General features: G+C 63.7%; 17 protein-coding genes. 6 read left to right on the top strand and 11 right to left on the bottom strand.

The features are described from left to right. Positions 1 to 12 precede the first annotated feature (12 nt). Positions 13 to 516, bottom strand: coding sequence for a YcxB family protein (locus tag A9D15_RS00830; RefSeq protein WP_066760840.1), 504 nt, complete (start codon positions 514 to 516; stop codon positions 13 to 15). 87 nt (positions 517 to 603) lie between these two features. Between A9D15_RS00830 and A9D15_RS00835 the strand changes: the two genes are divergently transcribed. Together A9D15_RS00835 and A9D15_RS00840 are read left to right on the top strand one after the other, a co-directional pair. Further along, a complete protein-coding gene (locus A9D15_RS00835; RefSeq protein WP_066760842.1) occupies positions 604 to 1,683 on the top strand; it encodes a PA0069 family radical SAM protein in 1,080 nt (359 codons plus the stop codon). A 69-nt stretch (positions 1,684 to 1,752) separates the two neighbouring features. Next, entirely contained in the window at positions 1,753 to 2,292 is a 540-nt protein-coding gene (locus A9D15_RS00840) for a hypothetical protein (protein WP_156521596.1), read from the top strand. Positions 2,293 to 2,313: 21 nt separating this feature from the next. Here A9D15_RS00840 and dnaE read toward each other — a convergent pair whose 3' ends face one another. The 4 genes from dnaE to A9D15_RS00860 all read right to left on the bottom strand — a co-directional run bounded on the left by dnaE (position 2,314) and on the right by A9D15_RS00860 (position 8,225). After that, a complete protein-coding gene (gene dnaE, locus A9D15_RS00845) occupies positions 2,314 to 5,796 on the bottom strand; it encodes a DNA polymerase III subunit alpha (protein WP_066760845.1) in 3,483 nt (1,160 codons plus the stop codon). A gap of 110 nt (positions 5,797 to 5,906) precedes the next feature. Next, positions 5,907 to 6,191: a hypothetical protein gene (locus A9D15_RS00850; RefSeq protein WP_066760847.1), complete on the bottom strand. Its 285-nt coding sequence runs from the start codon at positions 6,189 to 6,191 to the stop codon at positions 5,907 to 5,909. A 110-nt stretch (positions 6,192 to 6,301) separates the two neighbouring features. Further along, entirely contained in the window at positions 6,302 to 6,991 is a 690-nt protein-coding gene (locus A9D15_RS00855; RefSeq protein ID WP_066760850.1) for an ABC transporter ATP-binding protein, read from the bottom strand. Then, positions 6,984 to 8,225: a lipoprotein-releasing ABC transporter permease subunit gene (locus A9D15_RS00860; RefSeq protein WP_066760852.1), complete on the bottom strand. Its 1,242-nt coding sequence runs from the start codon at positions 8,223 to 8,225 to the stop codon at positions 6,984 to 6,986. The genes A9D15_RS00855 and A9D15_RS00860 overlap by 8 nt, the downstream gene beginning before the upstream one ends. Positions 8,226 to 8,503: 278 nt before the next feature. Between A9D15_RS00860 and purF the strand changes: the two genes are divergently transcribed. The 3 genes from purF to A9D15_RS00875 all read left to right on the top strand — a co-directional run bounded on the left by purF (position 8,504) and on the right by A9D15_RS00875 (position 11,182). Further along, on the top strand, positions 8,504 to 9,982 hold the full coding sequence (purF, locus tag A9D15_RS00865; protein WP_066760857.1) for an amidophosphoribosyltransferase: 1,479 nt from the start codon (positions 8,504 to 8,506) through the stop codon (positions 9,980 to 9,982). Beyond that, positions 9,982 to 10,710 carry an SDR family NAD(P)-dependent oxidoreductase gene (locus A9D15_RS00870; protein ID WP_066760859.1) on the top strand — a complete coding sequence of 243 codons (729 nt, stop codon included), beginning with the start codon at positions 9,982 to 9,984 and terminating at the stop codon, positions 10,708 to 10,710. The genes purF and A9D15_RS00870 overlap by 1 nt, the downstream gene beginning before the upstream one ends. A gap of 124 nt (positions 10,711 to 10,834) precedes the next feature. Continuing rightward, positions 10,835 to 11,182 (top strand): PilZ domain-containing protein, encoded by a 348-nt coding sequence (locus A9D15_RS00875; RefSeq protein ID WP_066760861.1) that lies wholly within the window; start codon positions 10,835 to 10,837, stop codon positions 11,180 to 11,182. 28 nt (positions 11,183 to 11,210) lie between these two features. Here the strand turns inward: A9D15_RS00875 and A9D15_RS00880 are convergent, their stop codons facing one another. Together A9D15_RS00880 and A9D15_RS00885 are read right to left on the bottom strand one after the other, a co-directional pair. Continuing rightward, positions 11,211 to 12,470: an SAM-dependent methyltransferase gene (locus tag A9D15_RS00880; RefSeq protein WP_066761229.1), complete on the bottom strand. Its 1,260-nt coding sequence runs from the start codon at positions 12,468 to 12,470 to the stop codon at positions 11,211 to 11,213. Positions 12,471 to 12,503: 33 nt separating this feature from the next. After that, a complete protein-coding gene (locus A9D15_RS00885; RefSeq protein ID WP_066760863.1) occupies positions 12,504 to 13,889 on the bottom strand; it encodes a cryptochrome/photolyase family protein in 1,386 nt (461 codons plus the stop codon). Positions 13,890 to 13,974: 85 nt separating this feature from the next. On the opposite strand from A9D15_RS00885, the gene A9D15_RS00890 reads away from it, so the two are divergent. Continuing rightward, positions 13,975 to 14,682, top strand: coding sequence for a phosphatase PAP2 family protein (locus A9D15_RS00890; RefSeq protein ID WP_066760865.1), 708 nt, complete (start codon positions 13,975 to 13,977; stop codon positions 14,680 to 14,682). Here the strand turns inward: A9D15_RS00890 and A9D15_RS00895 are convergent. From A9D15_RS00895 to A9D15_RS00910, 4 genes are all read right to left on the bottom strand, one after another. Next, entirely contained in the window at positions 14,670 to 15,620 is a 951-nt protein-coding gene (locus A9D15_RS00895) for a metal-dependent hydrolase (protein WP_066760867.1), read from the bottom strand. The two genes, A9D15_RS00890 and A9D15_RS00895, sit on opposite strands and share 13 nt — an antisense overlap. Before the next feature lie 100 nt (positions 15,621 to 15,720). Then, positions 15,721 to 16,827: an NADH:flavin oxidoreductase gene (locus A9D15_RS00900; protein WP_066760869.1), complete on the bottom strand. Its 1,107-nt coding sequence runs from the start codon at positions 16,825 to 16,827 to the stop codon at positions 15,721 to 15,723. Positions 16,828 to 16,833: 6 nt separating this feature from the next. Next, the gene (locus tag A9D15_RS00905) at positions 16,834 to 17,868 is read right to left on the bottom strand and encodes a 2-oxoacid:ferredoxin oxidoreductase subunit beta (RefSeq protein ID WP_066760871.1); all 1,035 of its coding nucleotides are present in this window, start codon (positions 17,866 to 17,868) and stop codon (positions 16,834 to 16,836) included. Positions 17,869 to 17,880: 12 nt separating this feature from the next. Continuing rightward, on the bottom strand, positions 17,881 to 19,821 hold the full coding sequence (locus tag A9D15_RS00910; protein WP_066760873.1) for a 2-oxoacid:acceptor oxidoreductase subunit alpha: 1,941 nt from the start codon (positions 19,819 to 19,821) through the stop codon (positions 17,881 to 17,883). Positions 19,822 to 19,946: the final 125 nt, after the last annotated feature.

The raw sequence follows: 19,946 nt of genomic DNA on the forward strand, positions 1-19,946 counted from the left end.
GAAGAGCAGCCGTCATAAACGTTTGACGCCCGCCGCCTCCATCTTTGCAAGAAGGTCTTCCGCCGCATCGCCCAGCGCGCGTCTCGGCACCAGGTTGTAGAACATGTCGGTCTGGTGAAGCAGGATGACGTCCTTCTTCGCGGTGACGGCCATGAATTCCGCGAAGGGCACTCTTAAAGTCCCGCGCGGCCCGCTGAACGTTAGCGCCTCGTCATCGAAGGACAGGCTGTTCTCGTCGCGTAACTGCGCGCTCTGCCGAAATTGCCGCTTCGCCATTATCGGCGTTATCAGGTCCAGCGCAAGCCATACACCGGGCAATCCCAATAGCAGCGCCCCGGTCGAGGCGACGTTCAGATAACCGTCCGCCGCATCGAGAACGAGCAGCAAGATGGCGACGATGCCGAACACGATCAGCATCCAGGAAACGGGCGCGCGAAACATGCGGCCGCGCGAAGCGATCTTCGCTGCGGTGACGGCTTCGGATTGCTCGACCCGATAGGTGAACGGCCCCTGCATGAGTACTGTTTAAGCCGCAAAGGTTTCCGGTTTGCAAGTAAACGGCGAATCGTTGCATGCAGCGCATGTTCCTATTATGTTCTTGCCATGCCCACACCACCCGGATCCCGCGGGCGAGGCGCGCAATCGGGCGCGCTGTCGCGCCGCTTCAACCTTGCCGCGCGCGAGGCGGATGGCGACTGGCTGGACGATGCAGAGGCGGTGGATGGCCCCGCACCCAAGCTGCGGACCACTGTGACGGAGGAGCACCCCCGCGCCGTGCTGACCTTCAACAAGTCGCCCGACATACCCTTCGACCGCTCGGTCAATGCCTATCGCGGGTGCGAGCATGGCTGCATATACTGCTTTGCACGGCCCACGCACACCTACCACGACCTGTCGCCCGGCCTCGATTTCGAGACGAAACTGTTTGCCAAACCCGACGCGGCAAAGATCCTGCGCCGCACTTTCGCCAAACCCGGCTACGCGCCGGAAATCATGGCGATGGGCACGAACACCGATCCCTATCAACCCATCGAAGGCAGGTACGGGATCACGCGCGAAATCCTGGAGGTATGTCTCGAGGCGAAGCACCCTGTCGCCATCACCACGAAATCGGCCCGCGTGCTGCGCGATCTGGACCTGCTGGCCGAATTGGCGAAGCAGCAACTTGTCGCTGTCAGCATCTCGGTTACCAGCCTAGACCCGCGTCTTTCGGGCATTCTCGAACCGCGCGCCTCCTCCCCTGCCCGCCGCATCGATGCATTGACCCGATTGGCCGCGGCGGGCGTGCCGACGCATTGCATGATCTCGCCCATCATCCCCGCGATCACCGATCACCACATGGAAGCCATCGTCGACGAAGCGGCGAAAGCGGGCGTCCGCGCGGCGAACTGGATCATGCTGCGCCTGCCGCACGAAGTCGCACCGCTGTTCCGCGAATGGCTCGACACGCATTTCCCCGACCGCGCGGGCAAGGTCATGGCCTTCGTACAGGAAATGCGCGGTGGGCGGGACAACGATCCCGGCTTCCACTCCCGCTTCCGCCCGACGGGCGCCTGGGCGGACCTGTTTCGCCAGCGGTTCGCGCTGGCCGTGAAGCGATCGGGCCTCCCGCAGCAACGGCTTGAGCTGGACTGTTCAGCCTTCACGCCGCCACCGGTTAACGGGCAGTTGCGGTTATTATGAACCTCCGGCGCCGTTTACGGCGGGGTGGTCGTGGCCGCCGTGGGTCTCAGCGTCTTTTTCGCGCCGGAAATGAATCTGGGAACGATTGAACGCGTGGATCCCGCAAACGGGCCGCTCTATTCGCTGACGCCCGCGCAAGTGTCGGAAAAGCTGGTAAACGCTCCGCTGCCATCGAGCGCAGGCCCGTTCGGCACGTTGGACGTGAAAGGGACGAGCCGAAAGGAAGGCGTCGTCCGCTATGAAGCGTCAGGCGCGCACGCCCGCATTTCGCGCAAGGCCTCGGTGCTCGACGCGCGTTCGGACGCGATACAGGTCGTGACATCGTGCGATCGGGCCGCGCCGAGCGACGTGGCAGCGGCCAACCTTGGCACGCAGATCACGCAGAACTGGTTTACCGAGCTTGTCCACTCGACCCTGCAAGGCCGCGCCTACGACCGGGCAAAGGTCGACATGCAAAATTCCGGCGCGGTGATGAAGAACCTGCCGCAGATGCAGAAGGACGCGATGCGGATGCACAGCGAGATCTCGAAGATGGAGAGCGAATACCGCGAAAGCGCCGCCGATCTCGAAAACCGCGCCTGGCTGGAACGCGACGCGCTGCCCGAATAGACGCGCAGGGCCTGCCTGCGATCAGGCCGCCCGGCGCAGCGCGTTCGCCGCCTTGGCCGACAGAGCCGTTTCGCTGACACCGGCGATATCGGCAATTCGGTCTACCAGTTCGCCGTCGAGCGCAAAATTGCGGCCCAGCACCATCTTCGCCTCTCGCCCTTCGCCCAAGATTAACCTTGCGATCACTTCGCCGGTCGCATCCTCGGCCCGCGGCAGGGCCAGAGCAAGTTCTGGCAGGGCATCGATGCGGTCGATGGTCATTCTCAGTTCCATTCGCGCGGAACCTTTCACCGCCGACAGCGCCCTCGCCCCGCGTACGGTGACGCGCGGCGGTTCGTCGGCGCTTGGCCGGTCGAGTTCAACATTAAGCAGAACGCACTCGCCAGATTTTGCCCATTCGCGGAAGCTGTCGACCAGCGATTCCTCGAAGCAGGATGCGCTGAACTGCCCGGACTGATCGGAAAAGTCGCCCATCACGAAGTCCTTGCCCTTGCGGGTCTGGCGCTTGTTCGCGCCTTCGACCAGAACGGCCATGACGGCATTCGTGCGCCCGCCGGCACCCCCTTCGGAGCCGCTGGCCATCAGGCTGGCGTAGGACCGCGCGCCCTGCGCGCTGGCGACGGCGCGCCACTGGCTGACAGGGTGCGCGGCGAAGTAGAAGCCGAAGTTCTCACGCTCCTTCTCCATCTGCTCCTTACGCGCCCATGCCGGTGCCTCTACCAGCCGCAAGTCGGCACTAGCGTGTTCCTCCCCGCCGAACAGGCCCGCCTGCCCGCTCTCCTTCTCGCGCACCGCGGCGTCCGCGACGGCGAGCAGCATGTCGGCATTGGCGATGATCTTGGCTCGGTTTGGTTCGAGGCTGTCCAATGCACCCGCGCAGGCCAGCCCTTCGAGCTGGCGGCGGTTCATCGAACCTGCGGGCAGGCGTTCAAACATGTCCTTCAGGCTCTCGAAACGTCCGCGCGCCTCACGCTCCGCCACGATCGCGTCCATCGCCTTTTCGCCGACATTGCGAATGCCCGCCAGCGCATAGCGCACGCGGTGCCCCTCATCCGTCGCCTCGACCGTGAATTCAGCCTCGCTCATGTTGATGTCGGGGCCAGCGCATTCCAATCCGCCACCCGGATAGCGGCGCATGTCATCGACGAAGACCGACAGCTTTTCCGACTGGTGCATGTCGAAACACATCGATGCGGCGTAGAATTCGTGCGGGTAATGCGCCTTCAACCACGCGGTCTGATAGGCGAGTAGCGCATAGGCGGCAGCGTGCGACTTGTTGAAGCCGTAGCCTGCGAACTTGTCGATCAAGTCGAACAGTTCGTTCGCCTTCTTCGCGTCGATGTCGCTGACTTCCTTGCAGCCTTCGACGAAACGCGTGCGCTGCGCGTCCATTTCGGCCTGCACCTTCTTGCCCATCGCGCGGCGCAGCAAGTCTGCGTCTCCAAGCGAGTATCCGGCAAGGATCTGCGCGGCCTGCATGACCTGTTCCTGATAGACGAAGATGCCGTACGTCTCGGCAAGGATGCCTTCCAGCTTGGGGTGCGGATATTCGATTTCCGCCTGTCCGTTCTTGCGCTGGCCGAACAGGGGAATGTTGTCCATCGGGCCCGGACGATATAGCGAGACGAGCGCGATGATGTCCTCGAACCGCGTCGGTTTCACCGCGGCCAGCGTGCGGCGCATCCCTTCCGATTCCAGCTGGAACACGCCGACGGTATTGCCCTGCTTCAAAAGCTGGAACACGCCCGCATCGTCCCACGGCAGGCCATCGAGATCGATCTCGATGCCGCGCCGTTTGAGCAGGTCCACCGCCTTGCGCAGCACCGACAGCGTCTTCAGGCCGAGGAAGTCGAACTTAACAAGACCGCTCGATTCGACGTGCTTCATGTCGAACTGCGTCACCGGCATGTCCGAACGCGGATCGCGGTAAAGCGGGACGAGCTGCGACAGCGGACGGTCGCCGATCACCACGCCCGCCGCGTGGGTGGACGAGTTTCGCGGCAGGCCTTCAAGCTGCATCGCAAGGTCGAGCAAGCGGCGCACTTCGGGGTCGCGCTTGTACTCGCCCGCGAACTCGGCAATCCCGTTCAGCGCACGGTCCAGCGTCCACGGGTCGGCCGGAAGGTTCGGCACCATCTTGGTCAACCGGTCGACGTGGCCATAGCTCATCTGCAGGATGCGGCCGCAGTCGCGCAGCACGGCGCGGGCCTTCATCTTGCCGAACGTGATGATCTGCGCGACGTGATCGTGCCCATATTTCTTCTGGACGTAGCGGATAACCTCGCCGCGCCGCGTTTCGCAGAAGTCGATGTCGAAGTCGGGCATCGACACGCGTTCGGGGTTCAAGAAACGTTCGAACAGCAGGCCCAGCCGCAGCGGATCGAGATCGGTGATCGTCAGCGCCCAGGCAACGAGCGAGCCTGCACCCGAACCACGGCCCGGACCGACGGGAATGCCGTTGTCCTTGGCCCATTTGATGAAGTCTGCAACGATCAGGAAGTAGCCGGGAAAGCCCATGCCGACGATGATGTCGATCTCGAACTTGAGGCGGTCGAAATACTTCTGCCGCTCTTCCGGATCCATCTCGCCATAAGGTTCGAGCCGCTTTTCAAGGCCGCGCTTCGCGTCCTCGGTAATCATGCGCGCCTCGCCCTCCAGATCGCCAGCAAGGCTGGGCAGGATCGGCTTGCGATAGGGCGGCATGACGGCGCAGCGCTGGGCGACGACCATCGTGTTGGCCATCGCTTCGGGCAAGTCTTCGAAAATCTGCGCCATCATGGCGGCGGGCTTAACCCAGGCATCGGCAGGCGCACGGGGGCGGTCGGCGGTGTCGATATAGGTCGAGTTCGCGATGCATAGCATGGCATCGTGCGCGGGATGGAAGCTCGCCTCGTCGAACTGCGCGGGGTTCGTGCCGACCAGCGGCAGATCGCGCGCATAGGCAAGGTCGATCAACGCCTCCTCGCTCTCCACCTCGTTCTCTGCCCCGGTGCGGGCGATCTCGATATAGAGCCGGTCGGGGAACAGCGCCTGCAGCCTGTCGGCATAGGCCGCGGCCTCGTCGTTCTGTCCGGCGGCGTATAGACGGGCCAGCGCGCCTTCGCCCGCGCCGGTCAGGCAGATCAGGCTGTCGGTGTGCCCTTCCAGCGCGTCCATCTCGACATGCGGATCAAGGTGGAGCGGACGGTCGAGATGGGCCTTGGAGACGAGGTGGCACAAGTTGTTCCAACCGGTCTCGTCCTGCGCGTAGAGCGCGATCCAGTCGATCGCATCGCGGTTCGGGCGTTTGACGGCAAGGAAGGTACCGACGATCGGCTGTACGCCCACGTCCTTCGCCGCGCCCGCAAAGGCGATCGAGCCGTAGAGCCCGTTGCGGTCGCAGATAGCGATGGCGGGATAGCCGCGGTCCTTGGCCAGCTTTGCCAGCTTCTTCGGATCGATCGCGCCTTCCAGCATCGTGAAACTGGAAAAGACGCGAAGCGGGACGAAGGGAGCGAATGCCATGGTTCCAAACTAGCCAAACGGCCCGCCAAGCGCGAGCGCAAGGCGGGCCGTTTCAACAAGGGTATCCCCGGTTTTGTCGCACCGCAGGGGCATCCCGTCGGCGCGCAAATTCAGGCTTTGGGAAAATCCTCCCGGCGCGAAAGCGCCTCAATCTCGCCCAGATGGAACGTGCGGTCGCCCGACTTTTGAATGACGAGGCCTGCGCGGTCCTTTTCCGGAAGGCTCATCACGAAGGCGATCATTTCGGCAAACGTGCCGTCGCGGATGATGTTCAGTCCGCGCAGCATGTTGCTTTCGACACCGTCTTCGCGGCGGTGAAGCGTTGCGTGGTCTTCCCATTCCTTTTCGGACGGGTCGTAAGGTTCGCTCTGAATGGTTGACGGATGTTCGCTCATGAATGGCCCCTTTCGCGTCCGTGTTCTTCATACCATCAACGCGCAGTCGCGTCGTCATTTCCCGAAAATCGACACGAAAGCGTCACTTTTTCGCGCGGAAACGCGGACCGTCAGGACAGCACACCTTCATGCAGCCGCACAACTCTGTCCATACGGGCGGCAAGGCGTTCGTTGTGCGTCGCGATCAGGGCTGCGCTTCCCTGTCCGCGAACCAGGCGCAGGAATTCCTCCAGCACGCGGTCGCTCGTCACCTCGTCGAGATTGCCGGTAGGCTCGTCCGCCAGCACCAGCTGCGGCTTGTTGGCGAGCGCACGGGCCACGGCGACGCGTTGCTGTTCGCCGCCCGAAAGCTGGCTGGGCCGATGCGTCAGCCGATGGCCGAGGCCGAGCGCCGAGAGCAGTTCTTCCGCCCGCGCCTCCGCCTCTGCCCGCGGCACACCCGCGACTAGCTGGGGCAGAACGACATTCTCGCGCGCGTCGAAATCGGGCAGCAGGTGATGAAACTGATAGACGAAGCCCAGGTGATCGCGCCGCAGCGCGGTGCGGGCATCGCCGTTCGATTTCTCTGCCTGTTTGCCGCAGATCGCGATCTCTCCGCCAAAGCCGCCTTCGAGCAGACCGACAGCCTGCAGCATCGTCGACTTGCCCGAACCCGAGGGGCCGAGCAGCGCGACGATTTCGCCCGGCATGATCGTGAGGTCGATGCCCCGCAGGACATCGATGGTGACGCCGCCCTGCGTGAACGAACGGGTCAACTGCTTCAGTTCGACGACGGGTGCCATTGTGGTGGTCTCATTCATAACGCAGCACCTGCACGGGATCGGTGCTCGCCGCCTTCAGCGCGGGGTAAAGCGTGGCAAGGAACGACAGGACCAGCGCCATACCGACGATGACGACGACTTCGCCAGGATCGGTCCGCGCGGGCAGTTCGGACAGGAAGCGGATCGACGGATCCCACAGCTCTTGCCCCGTCAGCAGTTCGACCAGCTTCACGACCGACTGCCGGAATTCCAGCGCGACGAAGCCGAGGATCAGGCCCGCAATCGTGCCCAGCGCGCCGATCAGGAAGCCCGCCGTCACGAAGATTTTCAGGATCGAGCGCCGCGTCGCGCCCATCGTCCGCATGATCGCGATGTCGCGGGTCTTGGCACGTACCAGCATAATGAGGCTGGACAGAATGTTGAACACCGCGACCAGCACAATGATCGACAGCACGACGAACATCGCCACGCGTTCGACCGCCAGCGCCTCGAACAGCGATGCGTTGATCGTCTTCCAGTCGTTGACAACTGCCCTGCCCGCCAGCTTCTGCGTCAGCGGTGCCAGCGTCTCGCTCACCGTATCGGGATCTTCGGTCATCACCTCGATCATGCCGATGGTATCGCCCATCAGCATCAGGGTCTGCGCGTCCTCTATCGGCATGACGACATAGGCGTTGTCGTAGTCGTAGATGCCGATTTCGAAGATCGCCGCGACCTCGTATCCGATCTCGCGCGGGACGGTGCCGAACGGGGTCGTGCGGCCTTGCGGATTGATGACGGTGATGACGTCGCCGATGCGGATACCCAAGTTCTGCGCAAGGCGCGAACCGATTGCGACACGGCCTGCATCCGGCTGCAAAAGGTCGAGGTTGCCCATGACCTCCTTTTCCTTCAGCTCGGCGATCGATTCCGCCGTAGATCCGCGCACCAGAACGGCCTCGACGCGGCCTTCGTACGTGCCCAGCAGCGGCTGTTCGATCAGCGGCGATGCCGAAGTCACGCCCGGAGTCTTACGCACGTCCTCAAGCACGTTTTCCCAGTCGTTCAGCCGCCCGCCATAGGCCTGGATAACCGCATGACCGTTAAGGCCCACGATCTTGTCCAGCAGTTCGGCGCGAAAGCCGTTCATCACGCTCATCACGATGACGAGCGCGGCAACGCCCAGCATGACGGCAGCAAGGCTGATCCCTGCGACCATGGCGATAAACGCCTCGCCCCGCCCCGGCAGCATATAGCGCTTGGCGATGGTCCATTCGAAAGGAGAGAGAAGCAAGTTGAAGGTTCTGCCTGTTCTGGAAGGGCGCTTTTTTCCGGCAAACCTGATGCTGCCCCGCCCCTGACTTTGCCATGAACCCGTGTGACTAGGCGGCGGTTCCACGACTGGCAAGTTTTGCAACAGCGCCGCCTGGAACGGCGCGGCGGAACTCGACGGTTGTAATCGGGATGAAACATCGGCAAAGGCCCGCGTGACGCGGCGGGGCCTTTCTGCTAGGGCCGCCGCGCAGCCACACAGCAGGCATACCTGCGGCAACACAGCGGAACATTAAACGCATGGCGTCCACGGATTTCGGCCTCCATCCCTTCATCGACGCGGATGGCGACAAGCTGCGCGAAGAATGCGGCGTCTTCGGCGTCATCGGCGCCCGCGACGCGGCGGCGGTCACGGCGCTGGGTCTCCATGCCCTGCAGCACCGCGGGCAGGAAGCCGCCGGCATCACCAGCTTCGACGGTACAGAGTTTTTCACCCGCCGCGGCATGGGTCACGTGGCCGAAAATTTCTCGACCGGCGAGGCCCTGGCCGAACTTCCCGGCGAAATGGCCGCGGGCCACGTTCGCTATTCGACGACCGGCGGTTCGGGCCTGCGCAACGTGCAGCCGCTCTATGCCGATCTGGCCAGCGGCGGTTTTGCCATCGCACACAACGGCAACATCTCGAACGCGATGCACCTTCGCGCCGATCTCGTCCGCAAGGGTGCGATTTTCCAGTCGACCAGCGATACCGAGGTGATCATCCACCTCGTCGCGACCAGCCGTTATCCGACTATGCTTGATCGCTTCGTCGATGCCCTGCGCCTTGTCGAAGGGGCCTATTCGCTGATCGTGATGACGAACAACGGCATGGCCGCCTGCCGCGACCCGCTGGGCATCCGCCCGCTCGTCATGGGCAAGATCGACAATGCCACCGTCTTCGCCAGCGAAACGGTCGCTCTCGACATCGTAGGCGCGGAATTCGTGCGCGAGGTCGAACCCGGTGAGCTGATCGAGGTCGACTTCGACGGCTCGGTGCGCAGCCATCGTCCGTTCGGCACGCCGGCCTCGCGCCCGTGCATTTTCGAGCACGTCTATTTCAGCCGCCCCGATTCCATCAGCGGCGGCCGCTCGGTCTATTCGGTCCGCAAAGCGATCGGCGAACAGCTCGCCATTGAAAGCCCGGCCGAAGCCGACATCGTGATTCCCGTGCCCGATTCGGGCGTGCCTGCGGCCATCGGCTACGCGCAGCAGTCGGGCGTGCCGTTCGAACTGGGCATCATCCGTTCGCACTATGTCGGGCGCACGTTCATCCAGCCGTCGGACGGTCAGCGCCATTCCTCGGTCGCGCGCAAGCACAATGCGAACCGCGCGCTGGTCGAAGGCAAGCGCATCATCCTCATCGACGATTCCATCGTGCGCGGCACGACTTCGCTAAAGATCGTGCAGATGATGCGCGAGGCAGGTGCCAGCGAGGTGCACATGCGCATCGCCAGCCCGCCGACCGAACATTCCTGCTTCTACGGCGTCGACACGCCCGAACGGTCCAAGCTGCTGGCTGCGCAGATGGACGTGGAGGCGATGCGCAAGTTCATCCAGGCCGACAGTCTCGCCTTCGTCTCGATCGACGGTCTCTACCGCGCGGTGGGCGAGGACGAGCGCAAGAAGAAGTGCCCGCAGTACTGCGACGCCTGCTTCACCGGCGAATATCCCACGCGCCTCACCGACCTTTCGGAGCGTGAGACCCCGCAGCTTCCCCTGCTCGGCGAAAAGGCCGCGTGATGGAAGACAGCACTGGCGACAAGCCCCTTGCGGGCAAGCTGGCGCTCGTCACCGGGGCGAGCAAGGGCATCGGCGCTGCCACGGCCATCGAACTGGCCGCACGCGGCGCGCACGTCATCCTGACCGCGCGCGACGACCGCAAGCTGGAACAAGTGGAAGAGGCCATACACAAGGCCGGTGGCAGCGCGACAATCGCGCCGATGGACCTGGCAGAGCCCGACTCGGTCGCGCGACTCGCCACCGCCATCGCCGGACGGTGGGACGCGCTGGACGTTCTGGTCATCAATGCGGCCGTGTTCCTGCCCCATACACCGGTTCAGGATCTCGATCCCAAGGCCTTCAGCAATGCGCTCACGGTTAACGTGCTGGCCACGCAGACGCTGCTCGCCGCGTTCCATCCGATGCTGAAGAACGCCGAAGCCGGCAAGGTCGTAGGCCTCACCAGCGGGGTGGGCGCGAACGCCCGTGCCTACTGGGCCGGATACGGGGTAACGAAGGCTGCTTTTGACAGTCTTCTCAAGAGCTATGCGCTGGAAAACGCGAACACGAGCCGCATCCGCACCGTACTCGTCAGCCCCGGCGCAACCCGCACCGAAATGCGTGCTCGCGCCTATCCGGGCGAGGACCCGTCGACGGTAAAGCCGCCCGAAGTCGTGGCGCAGTTCATTGCAAACATGCTTGGTGAAGAGCTTCCTAACGGCGAGATAGTTTCCGTTAACCCTGTTTGAAAACCTCGCGCTAACCGCGATTGGGGCACATTGGCCGAACTCAGGAACGGCCGAGTCCCGCATATGGCGAAATCGGCTATGGTTGCCCCTCCGGGGGCGTCTCTTTTGCAAGGGAACGTGTGCCATGACCGAATTTTTCCTCTCCGACCGCTATTTCAAGGCGTCGCAGGAAGATCGCAGCTCGCCGCGCCTTCAGCTCACCATACCGGTGACGCTGCGCCCGGCAGGCGGACACGGCTTTTCGAGCGAGGTCCAGGACCTTTCGCTCGGCGGATTTTCGGCCCAGTGCGTCAATCGTCTCGCCGTCGGCACGCTGTGCTGGCTCAAGCTGCCGGGCCTTGCCGCCCTGCAGTGCGAAGTGATCTGGTGGCAGAACAACCTCGTCGGTTGCGCTTTCCAAAACCTGCTGAGCCCGATCGTCTATGACGACATAGTCGGGCGCTATCGCAACGCATCGGCGCGCCGGGTCTGAGATCAGGTAGTTTCGCCTAAAGGCGGCGTCAGGCGTTCTTCACCAGCGTAACCTGGTGAACGTCGATCCCGCCGCCGCGGAAGCCGCCTTCGCAATACATCAGGTAGAACCGCCAGAGCCTTACGAAGCGGTCGTCGAAACCGCGCGGCAGTTTTCCCTCCGCTGCCGCGCGGTCGAACGCATTACGCCACAGCTTCAGCGTTTCGGCATAGTCCAGCCCGAAGTCGGTCTGGTCTTCCCACGACAGCCCCCGATCTTCGGCAAGCTGCCTGAACTCGCTGGTTCGGATCAGCAGGCCTCCGGGGAAGATGAAGGCCTGAATGAAATCGGCAGAGGCGGCATATGCCTCGAACAGGTCGTCGCGGATCGAGATATACTGGATCGCCGCGCGCCCGCCCGGTTTCAGGTTGCGCGCAATGCAGTCCATGTAGGTCGGCCAGTATTCGCGGCCCAGCGCCTCGACCATTTCGACACTGGCGATCGCATCATAGCACCCGGATGTATCGCGGTAGTCCTGATGGCGGAAATCAACCTTGCGCGCGTCATCTGAGTTGGCTTCGCGCGCATGGGCAAGCTGTTCGTCCGACAGGCTGATCGCGGTAACATTTGCGCCAAAGTCGTTCGCCATCGTGCGCGCCAGATAGCCCCAGCCGCAACCGATCTCGAGCACCTTGTCGCCGCCTGACAGGTTGAGCCGGTTCGCCAGCGCCCGCACTTTCGCCTGCTGCGCCTGTTCGAGCGGCACGTCCGTACCCGCGAACAGCGCGCTGGAATAACACAGCGTCGGGTCCAGCCACGCGGCATAGAAGTCGTTGCCGAGGTCGTAATGGGCCGAGATATTCGCCTTGGCCCCGCTGATCGTATTGCGGTTGAGCCAGTGCGCCAGCCGCGATGCCATGCGCCACGGCCCCTTCGCGCGCCCGACCGAACCCAATCCTTCGGCGTTCTTCATGAACAGCGCGAAGATCGGAACGGGGTCGGGACTGTCCCACTCACCCGCTTCCCAGGCGCGGTACCAGCCGACCGAGCCGCCGGTGAAGAGCCGCACGATGGCGCGCCAGTCGCGGATATGGATGCGGGCCTCGAAACCGGGACGCCGGCCGCCGACGACGCGGATCGAACCATCGGGCAGGCGCGCCTCGATCCGGCCCGTTTCGAGGCCCGCGTCGATCTTCTCGACCACCTTGTCGACGCCGCCCGCCACAAGGCGCGCGATCAGCCCGCCGCCGTCGCCGAAACGAAGGCCGCCGTCGAAGAGATGCCGTCCGCGCGTATTTCCCTGTCCCATCAAGGCCATCTATGCGACGCGCCGCGCCGCCTTTCAACCGCCTGACTTCATCTCCCTGTAGGCAGCCAGCGCCCGCTCGCGCGCTTCCTTGTGGCCGATCAGTTTCTCTGGATAGTTCTCTGGCCGGTGCCTGTCGTCGGGATCGTGGATCTGGTCGTTCGGCAGGTCCGCCAGTTCCGGCACCCATTCGCGGATATAGGCGGCGGCATCGAACTTTTCCGACTGGCTGAGCGGGGCCATGATCCGGCTGAACATGTTGCTGTCGACGCCGGTCCCCGAAATCCATTGCCAGTTGACACCGTTGTTGCCGTAATCGGCATCGACAAGGGTGTCCCAAAACCACTGTTCACCGTGCCGCCAATCGATCAGCAGGTGCTTCACGAGGAAACTCGCCGCGATCATCCGCACGCGGTTGTGCATCCAGCCCGTGACCCAGAGCTGGCGCATTCCGGCATCAACGATGGGATAGCCGGTTTGCCCCTTCTGCCAGGCTTCGAGGTCCTCCTCGATCAGGTGGCCGCGGTTGGGATTGCGCCACAACGAGTTGTCGTAATCGCGATAGGATTGCGTCGGATAGTCGGGGAACTGGCAGATCACGTTCTGCGCATAGTCGCGCCACAGCAGTTCGCCGCGATAGGTGTCGGCCCCGGCCCCCGTGTGCCGCGAAAGCCGGTCCCAGACCTGCGTCGGCGAAATCTCTCCGAAATGCAGGTGCGGCGACAGGCGCGAGGAGCCATCTATCGACGGCAGGTTCCTGTCGTCCTCATAGTCCTTCACATGGTCGGCCCATGCCTCCAACCGGTCGAGCGCGGCCTTTTCGCCGACCTCCCATGCCTCGCGCAAACCATCTGCCCAGTCGGGCTTTGTCGGCAGCAGGTTCCAGTCCGACAGCTTTTCGGAGTTGGGCCAGCTATCGGGATTGGAGAACGAAGGTTCCTCAAGCACCTCGCGCGCGGGCAGGCACTGGCGCGCCGCTTTCGCGAAGGGGGTATAGATCTTGTAGGGATCTCCTGAACCCGTCGTGACGGTGCCCGGCGGCAGGAGGTAGTTGCCATCGTGGAGGCATAGCTCGACCTCTTTCGACAGCTTGCCCTGCGCCCTGCGCCACCACGGTTCGTAATGACGGATCGCATGGACTTCGCAGGCGCCAGTTTCCTCCGCCAGCTTCGCAATCTCCGTCGCAGCATCGCCGCGCCGCAGAACCAGTTTCGACCGGTGCCGCCCCAACGAGGCATCAAGCGATTCCAGCGAATGGTGCAGCCACCAGCGCGAAGCACCGCCCATCGCGTGATGGTCCGGGCCCTGATCGTCAAGCACATAGACCGGGATCACCGGCCCTTCGGCGGCCGCTGCACACAGCGCGGGGTGATCGGACAGGCGAAGGTCGCGCCGGAACCAGACGATGCGGGGGGCGGTCATTCAATCTCCCGAAAACAGGCGCACCCGTGCTAGCGGCAAGTACGCCTTTCGGGAACGGGGGGCATCATTCAGGGGTTCCCGACAGATGACGGTTCCGGAGAAGACTTTGGTATTGCCCGAACGCGGGTGGCGCATCGATCAGCGCAAGGCACTCATCGTCGCACTGCTCTGCTGGCTGGGATTTGCCGCCATCGCCATTGCCGTACAGACCGACAATACGCAGGCGATCGACCGGTTCGGCCTGATGTTCTGGCGCGGCGCGGACGGCATGGTGCCGCGCGGGCCGGAAAAGCTGCTGGAAATGGTACGCGACGTCACGGCCCTTGGCGGGGTGCTGCTGCGCAACCTGTTCGCGCTGGGCGCGGTCGTCGCGCTGCTATTTCTGCGGCTACGGCGCGAAGCGACGCTGCTTGCCGCAACGGTCATCGTCGGCTGGCTGGTCAACAGCGGGATCAAGCAAGTCGTCGGGCGCGCCCGTCCCGCAATCGTGCTCCACCTGACCGAGGCCGGGGGGATGAGTTTCCCTTCGGGCCACTCGTTCAATTCGGCGGTGGTATATATCGCAATGGCTTTGGCCTTTGCGACTTTGTCGGCGCGGCAGTCGGTTCGCATGACCCTGATCGGCGTGGCGCTGCTGGCCAGCATGGCCATCGCGTGGAGCCGCGTATGGCTGGGCGTTCATTGGCCCAGCGATGCCATCGCAGGCTGGCTGGGCGGTGCGGCCTGGGCCTTTACCGCCGCCGCGCTGCTGCAACGACCTGCGGACAGGGCTGCGGACGCCTACTCAAAGTAACACTCCTCCGCCTCTGCGGGCACATCGACCTCGACCTCGAAACGGCCATCAAAGCGCGCATCTTTCAGCACATCGACCATGCGCCCGTCGCGATCTTCCCGCTCCACATAGGGCGCACGCGACCAGAACAGGAACGCACGCACCTCTGCGTCATCGTGCGCGAACATCGGCAGTTGCAGCGGGTGGATACAGGCGGGCTGATCGGTGAGGAGGGTATAATCGTCCGACAACCCCTGCCCCAGCGTCCAGCGCTGCTTCGCCTTGCCGCGATAGATCGGGCCGTCGACCTCGATGATCATGTCGCGGGCCCAGAATGCCAGCGGCACGGGGCTGGCGATCGCCTCGGCCTGCGGCGTCTGCGCGCGGGCGGTGGCGGTCACTACCATGTTGAAGTTGATATAGCCCAGCACCGCGACCAGCCCCAGTAGAGCGGGCCTGCGCCAGTTTCCGGTACCGCGCTTTTCGATCCGGCGAGAGAACACGAAGGCGAAGATCATCGCCGCCCAGATCCACACATCGATGATGAACAGCGTGTCGCCATAGAACCAGCGGCTTGAAAACGGCTCCAGCAAGCGAATGCCGTAGGAATTCATCCAATCGAGCGCAGGGTGCGACAGGCAGCCGACGAAGGCCAGCAGGTAAAGCCAGCCGAAATGCACCGGCAGCCTGTCTTCGGGCCGCGTGCGGCGGGTCGCCTGCCAGCGGTCGAACCACCACAGGAAGCCCGCAAGAAGCAGCGGCAGCAGCACCCACGCAATCGGCCCGTGCGTCAGACCGCGCCGCATGGCGAGGCTTTCAATGCCATAGACGACGCAGCCAGCGTCGATGTCGGGCAGGTTGGCCCCGAAGATCAGTGCGGGCATGGCAAGGCCGGTGCGGCGTTTCAGTCCCGCCTGGCCAAGAAGTGCTCCGACGAGGCTATGCGTAAGATTGTCCATTGGCCCGCCTCATGCAGACAAAGCAGGCGCGCGGCAACGGATAAGAAAAAGGGGAGCCGGCGCGTCGCAGGCTCCCCTATTTCTTACGTAGGCGGACGGATCAGACGAGTTCGCCCAGCATATCGGTCTTGTAACCGTCGAGCTTGCCGATCTCGCCTTCACGTACACGTTTGACCCAGTCAGGGTTCGCGATCAGCGCGCGGCCAACGGCGATGAGGTCGAATTCCTCGCGGTCCAGCCTTTCTTCCAGATCGCCCAGATCGCTTGTCGCATCGGTTTCCTGTCCGGCAAAGGCGCCAAAGAAGTCCTGCGACAGGCTGACCGAGCCAACCGAGATCGTCGGCACGCCCGTCAGCTTCTTGACCCAGCCTGCGAAGTTCAGGCCCTTATCGCCGTCAATCTCGGGGAACTCGGGCTCCCAGAACCGGCGCTGCGAACAGTGCAGCATGTCCGCGCCTGCATCGACCAGCGGCTGTGTCCACGCGGCCAGTTCGTCAGGCGTGGTGGCAAGGCGGCGGGTATAGTCCTGCTGGCTCCACTGGCTGATGCGCAGGAACAACGGCGTATCGCCGATCGCCTTGCGTACGGCGGAAACGACATCGGTGGCGAACCTGTTGCGGTCGACCAGCGTCGCGCCGCCCCATTCGTCGTCGCGCTGGTTGGTGCCGTCCCAGAAGAACTGGTCGATCAGGTAACCGTGCGCGCCATGCAGTTCGATGGCGTCGCATCCGATTTCCACCGCCGCGCGGCAGGCATCGACATAAGCGTCGATGGTGTCGATGACGTCATTGCGGGTCATCGCCTGCCCATAGGGCTCGCCCGGCATGTAGAGGCCCGAAGGGCCTTCGGGCGTGCCGGGCCGCGGCTTGTCGGGGAACTGGCCGCGGACAAGGCCGGTATGCCAGATCTGCGGTGCGAACAGGCCGCCGGCGTCGTGGACGGTGTCCACCACGTTCTTCCAGCCCGCCAGCGCCGCTTCGCCGTGGAAATAGGGGATGCCCGGATCGTTGCGCGCCTCGGGCCGGTCGATCACCGTGCCTTCGGACAGGATCAGCCCGACCTCGCCTTCGGCGCGCTTGCGATAGTATTCCGCCATTTCGGCGGTAGGCACGCCGTCGTCGGAAAAGTTGCGGGTCATCGGGGCCATGACGATGCGGTTCGGCAGTGTCAGGCCCCGAATGGTGAACGGGGAGAAGAGTGTGCTCATGCCCCGTCAGATGGGGTCTTGCGCAGTCCCGTCAACCGTCCAGGTCTGACCCTTGGAAAGCAGCGCACCGAGGTTGCTGGCCTTGGCCGAGCGGGCCTTCGACATTTCCTCTGCGACAACAGCGTCATAGGCCGGACGCGGATCGTCATAGATGACGCCGAGCGCCATCGGGAACGGGCCAAAGGGCAGTTCCACCAGCATGTGGGCCAGCGTGCGGTTCTTCACGTCATGAACCATGACGCCCGCGCCTTCCCAGTCGCCGTCGACAACGTCGACCACCTTCAGGGTCATGTTCTCGACATCGCGGGCAAGGCCCTTGGTGCCTTTGGCGAAAAGCATCGGCTGTCCGTCTTCGAGCCAGAGCTGCTGATCCTCCGCGCCCTTGGGCGCGGCGAAGTCGTTGAAGACGTCCTTGTTGTAGACGATGCAGTTCTGGAAGATCTCGACAAAGGCCGCGCCCTTGTGGGCATGCGCTGCCTTCAGCACTTCGGGCAGGTTTTTCGACACGTCGAAGCCGCGCGCCACGAAACGCGCGCCCGAACCCAGCGCGAAGGCGCAGGGCTGTGCCGGGCGGTCGATCGATCCGCCGGGGGCCGACGGGCTCTTCGTGCCCTGGCGGCTGGTCGGCGAATACTGGCCCTTGGTAAGGCCGTAGATCTCGTTGTTGAACAGCAGGATCTGCACGTCGATGTTACGGCGCAGGATGTGCATCGTGTGGTTGCCGCCGATGGACATGCCATCGCCGTCGCCCGTCACCATCCAGACGTCGAGTTCCGGGTTCGCAAGCTTGATGCCGGTAACAAACGCGGGCGCGCGGCCGTGGATCGTGTGGAAGCCGTAGCTTTCGACGTAATAAGGAAAGCGGCTGGAGCAGCCGATGCCCGACACGAAGACGGTCTTGGCCGGATCGGCGTTCAGCTGCGGCAGGGTGCGCTGCACCGCCTTCAGGATCGCGTAGTCACCGCAACCGGGGCACCAGCGTACCTCCTGGTCGGTTTCCCAGTCCTTGAGCGTGGTCTGCACGGGAGTCATGTCGTTCATTGTTCGCGGACCTTAAGGATTGGCCGCTTCCGGGCTCGGAAGCTGGGTTTCGTTGACTTCGACTTCGCCGCCGATCTGGCTGGGGCGCGGCTCGCCAAGGGCGTCGCAGATCGCGTCCTCAAGCTCGGCGATGGCGAACGGCTGACCGCTGGTCTTGGTCAGCGGCTGTGCATCGACGAGATACTGGTCGCGCAGGACGGTCTTGAACTGGCCCGTGTTCATTTCGGGGACCAGCACCTTGTCAAAGCCCTTGAGCAATTCGCCTAGATTCTTCGGCAGCGGCCAGACATTGCGGACATGAACGTGGCTGACGTCCAGACCACGCTTACGCGAACGGCGTACGGCCTGATGGATCGGTCCGTAAGTCGAACCCCAGCCGACAAGGACGAGCTTACCACTCTCGTTGCCGAGGCAGACGTCCTGATCGGGGATCGAGTTCGCAATGCCGTCGACCTTCGCCTTACGGGCGTCGGTCATCGCCTGGTGGTTGGCGGGCGAGTAGTCGATGTGGCCGGTACCTTGCGCCTTCTCGATCCCGCCGATGCGGTGCATCAGGCCCGGCGTGCCCGGCTTGATCCAGGGGCGTGCGCCCTTTTCGTCGCGGGCGAAGGGAAGCAGTTCGTCCTCGTCGTCGGCATTCTTGGCGTTCTTTTCGGTCAGGAACTTCGCCGGGAACGGCTTGTAGTCGGCAGGGTTCGGCACCTTCCACGGCTCTGCCGCGTTGGCGATGTAGCCGTCGGTCAGCAGCATGACAGGGGTCATGTACTCGACCGCGATGCGGCAGGCTTCGATCGCGCATTCGAACGCGTCGGCAGGGCTGCGCGCGGCGATTACGGGCATCGGCGCGTCGCCGTTGCGGCCATAGATCGCCTGGTAAAGGTCCGACTGCTCGGTCTTGGTCGGCAGGCCCGTCGAGGGGCCGCCGCGCTGCGAGTTCACGATGACGAGCGGAAGCTCGGTCATGATCGCAAGGCCCATCGCCTCACCCTTGAGCGCAATGCCCGGGCCCGACGAAGAGGTAACGCCAAGCTGTCCGGCATAAGACGCGCCGATCGCCGAACAGATCGCGGCGATCTCGTCCTCTGCCTGGAAGGTCTGCACGTCGAACTCCTTCAGGCGCGCAAGATGATGCAGGATCGCGGATGCGGGCGTGATCGGATAGCCACCGAAGAACATCGGCAGTTCGGCAAGCTGGGCACCTGCGACAAGGCCGAGGCTGATCGATTCTGCACCGGTGATCGTCCGGTAGAGGCCCGGTTCCGATGCGACGGGATCGACATGGACCTGCTTGAGCGGGCCCGAAATCTCCGCCGTCTCGCCATAGGCGTGGCCAGCGTCGAGCGCGGCGATGTTCGCTTCGGCCAGTTCGGGCGCCTTGGCGAACTTCTGCTTAAGCCAGTCGTGGATCGGTTCGCGCGGACGGTCGAACATCCAGAGCGCAAGGCCCAGCGTCCACATGTTCTTGCAGCGCAGTGCCTCCTTCTTGCCGAGGCCGAAGGGCTTCACCGCTTCCAACGTCAGTTCGCTGATGTCGAAGGCCAGGACGTCCCACTTGGCAAGGCCGTCGCCTTCAAGCGGATTGGCATCGTACTTTGCCTTGTCGAGGTTGCGCTTCGTGAATTCGCCCGTGTCGGCAATAATCAGCCCACCCGGCTTCAGCGCAGCAAGGTTCACCTTCAGCGCCGCCGGGTTCATCGCGACCAGAACGTCGGGCGCGTCGCCCGCGGTTTCGATGGCGGTCGACCCGAAGTTGATCTGGAAGGCCGAAACACCGAACAATGTGCCCTGCGGCGCGCGGATTTCCGCCGGGAAGTCGGGGAACGTCGCCAGATCGTTACCGGCCAGCGCGGTCGACAGCGTGAACTGTCCCCCCGTCAGCTGCATCCCGTCGCCTGAGTCGCCCGCGAAACGGACGACGACAGCCTCTGCGGCGGTGGTTTTATCGGACGCCATTCACTTATCCTTGCAGTGGCTTTCGTTCACGAATAGCCGAAAATCGTTGGGCGGACCTAGGCCTCCAACTTGCGCGTTTCAATTCAGAAAAACTATGACCCCTGATATGGCGGCATCGCATGACG

The sequence above is a fragment of the Croceicoccus pelagius genome, assembly GCF_001661915.1.
Taxonomy (GTDB): Bacteria; Pseudomonadota; Alphaproteobacteria; order Sphingomonadales; family Sphingomonadaceae; genus Croceicoccus; species Croceicoccus pelagius.